We start from the raw sequence: 7,562 nt of genomic DNA, 5'->3' as shown, positions 1-7,562 counted from the left end.
CCGGCGACAACGCCGCGATGGAGAGCTTCTTCGCACTGCTGCAGAAGAACGTCCTCGACCGCCGCGCCTGGGCCACCCGCCAGGAGTTGCGGATCGCGATCGTCACCTGGATCGAGCGCACCTACCACCGGCGCCGACGGCAGCGACGCCTGGGCCGATTGACCCCCGTCGAGTACGAGACCATCATGACCCCACCCGCAGCTCTGGCTGCATAACCCCGCTGTCACCTGATCATGCAGCAGTCCCCTTGGTCGGCGTCGTACTTCGTGCGGTTTTGAAGGCAGTGGTAGAGACAGCCGAGGAGCTTGTTGAACAGGTTTCTCAGGGCGGCGGTGTGGCGTTCGCCTCCGGCTCGGCGCCGGTCGTAGTGGACCCGTGGGGCGTCGGATCGGAGAGAGGCGAAGGCCCACATGTATCCAGCGGCGGCGAGTCGCTGGTTCTTGACAGTCCTGGCCACGACGACGTGGCTGCGGCCCGATGCCCGCGTCACAGGGGCAGCGCCTGCGTAAGAAGCTGTTGTCTTTTCGATCTTGAGAGATGCGCGTCGAACGGGAGTCCCGATCGGGTGGTCGCGGGGCGCTGGGCGCATGCAGACAGGGCCTCCTGAACAGCTCGTTGGTGTCGAATCACCGAGCAGCAGGAGGCCCTGGTGCAGCAGTCTTGCGTGTCGATGGCCGGGCAGTCCAGCGCGGTCACCTGGGAGTGTGACTGCCTGGCTCACCGGTTCGGAAACGCCGCTGACAACGGGACGCGGCAGCCTCGCTACCCGACGGACATGACGGACGCGGAGTGGGCCCGGGTCCTGCCGCTGCTTCCGGTGCCGGGCTGGATGCGCGGGCGGGGCGGCCGGCCGGAGGTGTATTGCCACCGGGCGATGCTCGATGCGATCCGGTATCTCGTGGACAACGGGATCAAGTGGCGGTCGATGCCCGCCGACTTCCCGCCGTGGGACCGCATCTACGCATTCTTCCGCCGCTGGCGCGACAACGCCCTGGTCAAGGAGTTCCACGACCGGCTGCGCGCGAGGGTCCGCGAGGAACTGGGCCGGGATACGCAGCCGACGGCCGGGGTGATCGACTCGCAGTCCATCAAGGCGGACGCCGTCGTCGGCACGGACAGCCGCGGTTTCGACGGCGGCAAGCTCAACAACGGCCGCAAGCGGCACGTCGTGGTCGACACCCTCGGCCTGCTGCTGGGCGTGATGGTCACCGCCGCGGATGTCGGCGACCGCAGCACTGCCCAGGTCCTGCTCAGGCAGGTCGTCGACGCCCACCACCGCCTCGAACTGGTCTGGGCTGATGGCGGCTACACCGGCAGCCTCGTCGAGCACTGCCTGGCCACGTTCGCCCTGGTCCTGGCGATCGTCAAACGCAGCGACGACCGACGAGGGTTCGTGGTGCTGCCCAAACGGTGGATCGTCGAGCGACTCTTCGCCCACCTGATGCGAAGCCGCCGCCTGGTGCGCGACTTCGAGCGGCGCACCACCAGCGCGGAGGCGATGGTCTACTGGTCGATGACCTTGCTCATGACCCGCCGCCTGGCCCGCTCACGCCTGCCGCGAGGGTGACCGGCCCGGCTGCTGCTCGGCCAGCCAGCCGCGGGCCACCAGGCGTTTCGCCTTCGACCGCAGCGCCTCCACCTTGGCCGGCACCACGTCCATGCCGAACACGGCGGCCATCTCCTGGCAGGTCAGCGGTCCTTGACGGAGCCGGGCCCGGTCCGCGAGAGCTTCAAGGATGCGCTGATAGTCCGCAGACAGCACCGACCGGTCCAGCCCTTCACGCCATACCGGCACCTGTGACCTGGGCTTCGCGGCTCCCGCCGCGGACGACGTCTGCCCGGCCCGTCCGCCGGCCCTCGGCGCTGTCCGGCCGACCTGGTCGTGGCCCTGCCCGGTCTCCTCGACCGGGTCCAGCACCTCGCCGACCCGCGAGCGGGCGATGGCCCATTCCTTCCAGTCCCGCTCGGCCAAGGCCAGCTCGGCCTGGATCCGATCGGCCTCCTCCCTCAGCTCGTCCACCCGACGCCGAGCAGCGAGCTCGCGGTGTTCAAGCAGCCCCAAGACCGACGGCATCCACGACCTCCACGGGAACGGCGACACGACAGTTCACCACTCCCACAGGGCCACCAACCTATGCCTGGCCAGCGGAAACACAGTCCTCAAGCCCGGAAAGACAACAGCTTCTAAGCCTTGATCGCTCTGGCATCCGCGAAGCGCTCTCGGTCGTCTCCGACCTCGGCGAGAACTCGAGCTCCGGACACAGCGGACAGTCCCGGGAAGCTGGTGATGATGTCGGCGTCTGGGTGAGCGAGGAACTCCTCCTCTGTCGCTGCGGCGAGGTCGGCAACGGAATCGCATGCGGCGTTGACCTGCTGGACGAGAGCCATGGCTTGGCGTCCCATGGCCTCTGCGACCTTGGGTAGCTGGTGCAAGTGGTCCGCGCGGAAGATCTCCCTCAGCCGTTCGACTTCCGCCTCGCCGCACCGCGGTCGCCCGACTCGCTTGAGCAAGGCACGCAACTGGCTGCGGGTGAGTTTGGCCGCTGCGGCCGGGGTGGGTGCGGCAGCGAGCACAACGCGAGCGCGTGCTGAGTCGAGTCCTGGCTTGCCGGGGCCGTGGAAAGCCATCAGGGCAGCCGGGTAGTACTCGCGCAGGTGAGAGCGGAGCCGGTTGACCATCTGCTGTCGATCCCAGATCGCGTCCTGATGGGCACGGGCCAGGACCGCGACAGCCTGGCCGGCTTCGCTGTCTTGGGGCAGCGGCCGGTGAGCATGCAGGTCGGTCCGGAGGATGTTGGCCAGCACTCGGGCGTCGGCGGCGTCGGATTTGGCCCGCGAGACGCTGCCACGATCGCGGTATCGAGCGGCGGCCAGCGGGTTGATCGAGTAGATCTTCCGGCCGGTGGCTCGCAGGTTGGCGACCAGCAGGCCGCGCGGGGTCTCGATGGCGACCGGAACCGGGTTCTCGGCGGAGTCTCCGTGGCGGGCTAGCAGTTCGATCAGCGCGTGAAACCCAGCGCTGTCGTCGCTGATCCGCAGCTTGGCCAGCTGACTGCCGTCCTGGTCGACCAGGGCTACGTCGTGATGCCCTTCCGCCCAGTCGATGCCGCAGAAGATCGTGCTCAAGCTCTTCCTCCATCACCTCGTAGTGCAGCAAAGCTGCAGGTCAGCTCCATGCGGAGCACGCGGCGCTCTAATAGAAGTGCTCAAGGCACGCCATCTCATGAGCCGTTCGTGTCTCCAGCGACCGGCAGGGACCTCGGTCTGCTGGAGAGCTCTGGGCTCGCGAACTACTGAGAGGTTGGCCCCTGCTGGCGGGCTGGCGACATGAAACCTGACACCGACACTCCTGCCGGGCGGGACCAGTCTTCGATGAGGGCTTTCAGTCCCGGATCCACCTGAGATCTCCGCCCGGCAGGACGGGTGGCGAGCAGGAGCCGGTCTGAACACGGGGATCTCATCCCGGAACGGGGGCCGGCCTCCGGCGCGCCGTTCGACGAGCCCTTGCACTTCCGTGCTCGGGCCCACCGATGAGCTATTAGATCCACCTCGCCTGCGACGGGCAGGGACGTCCCCTGGCCTTCACTCTCACCGCCGGCAATGTCAACGACTGCACCCAGTTCGAGCAGGTCATGGCCCGCATCCGCATCGAGCGGTGCGGGCCGGGCCGCCCTCGCACCCGGCCAGAACTGGTGGCCGCGGACAAGGGCTACTCATCCCTGAAGATCCGCGCCTACCTTCGCGGCCGGGGCATCAAAGCAGCGATCCCTGAACGCATCGACCAGATCAACGGCCGTATCCGGCGAGGCGAGAGCCGGTGCCGGCTCAACCGCGCGGCCTACCGTCGCCGCAACGTCGTCGAACGCTGCTTCAACCGGCTGAAGCACAACGAAGCCCTGGCCACCTGCTACGACAAACGAGCCCGCCACTACCAAGCCCTGGTCACCCTCGCCTGCCTCCGACTCTGGCTGACCTGACTTTGCGGACACCCCCTAGGGGTACGGGCCTGTCGGAACATCACTTTTGTCGGTGGACCTGGGAGGACGGAAGGCCGGCCCCGTCCGGGCCATGTCCGGGACGTCGGCCCTGCCGGCTCAGGTACGCGCGCCTGACCGCCCGGCGTGGTGGTTCCCGCCGACCGCGCCCGAGTGGTTCGTCCACACCCTGCTGCCAAACCGCTTGTACGGAAGTGCCGCAGGAGACCGTCGCAGGGACCCCCGAGCTCTGCCCTAAAGTACCTTCCGCCGCGCCCTGGCCGTCGGGTTGAGTGGAACGTCGCCGACGATCCCAGGAGGGGCGGAGCCCGATGCGCGAGCGGAAGAACGAGGAAGCCACCGGGGCCAGGGTTGGCCGGGAGGCGAGGCACGCGCCCGCCGAGGCCGGGCACCCACGGTCCAGACTCCTCGCCCTCCAGGGCACCGTGGGCAACGCGGCGGTCGTCCAGATGCTCCGCCGGGCCGGCGGCCTGGACGAGGAGGAGCACCGGCACGGGGACGGCTGCGGCCACGAGGGCTTCAAGTACCCCGCCGCCCAGCGCTCCTCCGTCCACGACGTCGTGCGCAGCCCCGGCCGGCCCCTGGACCAGGCCACCCGTACGGACATGGAGTCCCGCCTCGGCGCCGATTTCTCCGACGTACGCATCCACACCGGCAGCGCCGCGAACGCCTCCGCCGCCGAGGTCGGCGCGCGTGCCTACACCTCCGGCAACCACGTCGTCCTCGCTGCGGGCGGGGGCGACGCGCACACCCTCGCCCACGAGCTCACCCACGTCATCCAGCAGCGCCGGGGACCGGTCAGCGGTACCGACAACGGCAACGGGCTGAGGGTCTCCGACCCCTCCGACCGCTTCGAGCGCGAGGCCGAGGCCAACGCCCGCGCGGTGATGAGCCGTCCGGCCCCCCGGGCAACCTCCGGCGTGCAGCGTTCGGACGGCCCCGAGACCGGGACGGCCGGTGCGGCAAAGGCGCCCGTGCAGCGCACCCTCGCGGCGGGCCTCCCGAACGGGACCCAGGTCGTCAAGCACACGGACGAGGGGGACATCGAGGGGCAGACGATCCTCAGTTTGAGCTTTGGGTCCTATCTGATCTCCGCGGGCGCGGACGGCAAGAAGCCCCGGGCGTCCCTCATGGACAAGTCGTGGGGGACGGTCGAGGGGCGGGAGGCGTCCCGCGCGGAGTACGAAGCGGCTCGCGCCGCGGAGTTGGACCCGGCGGTCCTCGCGGCGAAGCAGAAGCAGAAGGACCTCGACCTCGGCGAGAACTACCTCAGCGCCGACTACCGCCGGATCAACCCGCTCCTCGCGGCCCTCGGGCAGGTCGGCTTCACCCCCGGCGAGATCGCCGCCCCCGGCTTCTCCTACAAGTCGAAGGAGAGCGAGGTGCTCGACGCGTGGCGCAGTGTCGCCATGGCGCGGGGGTACGCAGACGAGGAGATTACAGCGGCGTGGGACGAGAAGCACCTCGCGGACACCTTCGGCATCTTCGCCCGGATCAACGGCGTGTGGGACGACTTCGCGACGCCCCGCGCGAACGAGGAAGGCAACGTGGTGCGGGGCGACAGCAAGCACATGTACGAGTCGTTCGGCGGCATCCTCAAGCAGCAGGAGAACCACCCGGACGGTGGCTACGTCTCGGTCGACCAGACGATCGAGTGGCCGGCGATCCTGTCGACCACGTACGGCGATCCGTTGACCCACACGTATGTGGCCGGCAAGGAGATCGTCTGGGAGTTCGGCCTCCCGGAGGACCACCGGGGAAGGGCGCTCGGCAGGAACAACCAGTCCGAGGAGGAGATGACCTTCCCCATCGGCACCAAGATCCACATCCGCCAGATCCTCGTGCGGAGCGGCGATTTCCGGCAGGAGCAGTCGGCGAAATACGGCGAGAGCGCGACCGTCATCGTTTTCGCCGACATCCTGGCGGGCCAGGGACCGACTCGAGGGGACTACTGACGTTGAAAGCGCGATGTCGTCATGGTGGGGCGAGCACGAGTCCGGTTCCGGTGAGGCAGCCGTCGAGGACGTCGTGGCGGTACTGGAGCTGGCGTAGGCCCCGCCGGACGGCGGTGACCAGGTCGCGTGGGTCGGTGAAGGCGCGGTTGGCCGTGGTGGTGCGCCGTAGCACCGACCAGATGCCTTCGACCGGGTTCAGGTCTGGTGCGTAGGGCGGGAGTTGGTAGACGGTGAGCCAGTCGCGTTCGGCGATGTAGCGGCGCATCCCGGCCGTCAGGTGGGTGTTCAGATTGTCCCAGACCAGCACGATCGGGCCGCCGAGTTGCTGGTGGGCGGTCTGAATCAGGTCGCGGTAGTCCTTCCAGGAGTCTCAATGACGAAGTCAAGCCGCTTGCGTTTCTGGCAGGGCGGGGGTGAAGACCCGGTTGTCGCGCAGAAGAGCCCACAGAACGCTGGCTCGCCGACGGGCCAGAGCGATGACGGCCTGGACGTGCTTGCAGCCCTCGCCGCGCTTCTTGAGGTAGAAGTCCCGGTTCGGGCCCTCGCGGATGATGCTGGTCTGCGCGGACATGTAGAACACCCGTCGCAGGTGGCGGCTGTAGCGCTTGGGGCGGTGGAGGTTGGATGGTGTCCCGCCGAGTGGTGTAACAGCGATCAATGCATAGCCCCTGGTCATGGGGCGGCCATCGCGCAACTCTCCGAGTAGAGAGGCTCGTTGAACGAGAGGACGCGCGATGGCCTTGTCCCAGCATGACTTACTCCGGCTGATGGAGTCACTGCGTAGGCGGACGGAATCGAGTTGGTCCGTGCCCTGGCCCAGCGGATCCTGCAGGAACTCATCGAGGCCGAGGCCACCGCGCACATCGGTGCCGCACCGGGCGAGCACAGCGAGACCCGCACGACGATGCGCAACGGGCACCGCGAGAAGGTACTGACGACGCAGGCCGGGGACCTGGACCTGGCGATCCCCAAGGTCCGCACCGGATCCTTCTTCCCGTCCCTGCTGGAACGCCGACGCCGAATTGACCAGCCCTCTACACCGTGATCATGGAGGCATACGTGCACGGGGTGTCCACCCGCAGCGTGGACGACCTGGTCAAGGCCCTGGGCGGGGACACCGGCATCTCCAAGAGCGAGGTCTCCCGCATCTGCGGCGCCCTAAGGGCTGTCCCGTTATGATCTTTCGGTCTGAGGGGTGCGAGGCTTGCCTTACCGGCTTCAGGCTTGATGCTCTCGCATGCCGGGTATCGCAGGCGCATGCAGGCATGGGGAGAGGCCGTGTGGACGGGACCCCGGTTGGAGACATTTCTGCGGGGTGTGGCGCGGCGAGTGCTGGTCAGAGATGCGCCACAGCCGTGGTGGATCCCGCGGCGCGTGCTGAGTGTGGTGTCGGCCGATGTCGACGCCGCTGCCGGTGTCGGGGCGATCTGGATTGTGTGGCGTCCGAAGTCACTGCGGATGCGTGAGCACATTGTGAACCGTTCCGGGTTCGGTAGGGACTCGATCATTTGAGAGGATCGAGTCATGGCACGTCCTTCCCCTTATCCGCTTGAGCTGCGCCGTCGTGCGGTGCGGATGGTCGCCGAGGTGCGGCCCGACTACGACACCGAGT

4 protein-coding genes and 6 pseudogenes are annotated in these 7,562 nt (G+C 68.1%); 5 read left to right on the top strand and 5 right to left on the bottom strand.

Annotated features, from left to right (window positions below; translation table 11 throughout):
• Nucleotides 1-215, top strand: a 215-nt coding sequence (locus ACI2LW_RS33385; RefSeq protein WP_404735015.1) for an IS3 family transposase, incomplete at its 5' end; no start/stop codon positions are given.
• A gap of 8 nt (nt 216-223) precedes the next feature.
• On the opposite strand, the gene ACI2LW_RS33380 is transcribed toward ACI2LW_RS33385, so the two are convergent.
• Entirely contained in the window at nt 224-457 is a 234-nt protein-coding gene (locus ACI2LW_RS33380; protein ID WP_404735014.1) for a hypothetical protein, read from the bottom strand.
• 318 nt (nt 458-775) lie between these two features.
• Here ACI2LW_RS33380 and ACI2LW_RS33375 point away from each other — a divergent pair, with 318 nt between their 5' ends.
• Nucleotides 776-1,567, top strand: coding sequence for an IS5 family transposase (locus ACI2LW_RS33375; RefSeq protein ID WP_404735013.1), 792 nt, complete (start codon nt 776-778; stop codon nt 1,565-1,567).
• Here the strand turns inward: ACI2LW_RS33375 and ACI2LW_RS33370 are convergent.
• Both ACI2LW_RS33370 and ACI2LW_RS33365 read right to left on the bottom strand, forming a co-directional pair.
• Nucleotides 1,524-2,074: pseudogene (locus tag ACI2LW_RS33370) on the bottom strand (hypothetical protein). The gene ACI2LW_RS33375 and the pseudogene ACI2LW_RS33370 overlap by 44 nt on opposite strands.
• A gap of 113 nt (nt 2,075-2,187) precedes the next feature.
• Nucleotides 2,188-3,126: pseudogene (locus ACI2LW_RS33365) on the bottom strand (IS110 family transposase); the annotation flags it as partial.
• Nucleotides 3,127-3,542: 416 nt separating this feature from the next.
• Here ACI2LW_RS33365 and ACI2LW_RS33360 point away from each other — a divergent pair.
• Both ACI2LW_RS33360 and ACI2LW_RS33355 read left to right on the top strand, forming a co-directional pair.
• A pseudogene (locus ACI2LW_RS33360) lies at nt 3,543-3,977 on the top strand (IS5 family transposase); the annotation flags it as partial.
• Nucleotides 3,978-4,306: 329 nt separating this feature from the next.
• Nucleotides 4,307-5,950, top strand: coding sequence for a DUF4157 domain-containing protein (locus tag ACI2LW_RS33355; RefSeq protein ID WP_404735012.1), 1,644 nt, complete (start codon nt 4,307-4,309; stop codon nt 5,948-5,950).
• A gap of 19 nt (nt 5,951-5,969) precedes the next feature.
• Here ACI2LW_RS33355 and ACI2LW_RS33350 read toward each other — a convergent pair.
• Nucleotides 5,970-6,317 (bottom strand): annotated as a pseudogene (locus tag ACI2LW_RS33350) (transposase); the annotation flags it as partial.
• 15 nt (nt 6,318-6,332) lie between these two features.
• Nucleotides 6,333-6,572 (bottom strand): annotated as a pseudogene (locus ACI2LW_RS33345) (IS110 family transposase); the annotation flags it as partial.
• Nucleotides 6,573-6,717: 145 nt separating this feature from the next.
• Between ACI2LW_RS33345 and ACI2LW_RS33340 the strand changes: the two are divergent.
• Nucleotides 6,718-7,102: pseudogene (locus tag ACI2LW_RS33340) on the top strand (transposase); the annotation flags it as partial.
• Nucleotides 7,103-7,562 lie beyond the last annotated feature (460 nt).

The organism is Streptomyces sp. NPDC004065, from assembly GCF_044903565.1.
Classification (GTDB): domain Bacteria; phylum Actinomycetota; class Actinomycetes; order Streptomycetales; family Streptomycetaceae; genus Streptomyces.
This window is presented reverse-complemented; position numbering and strand designations above follow the sequence as displayed.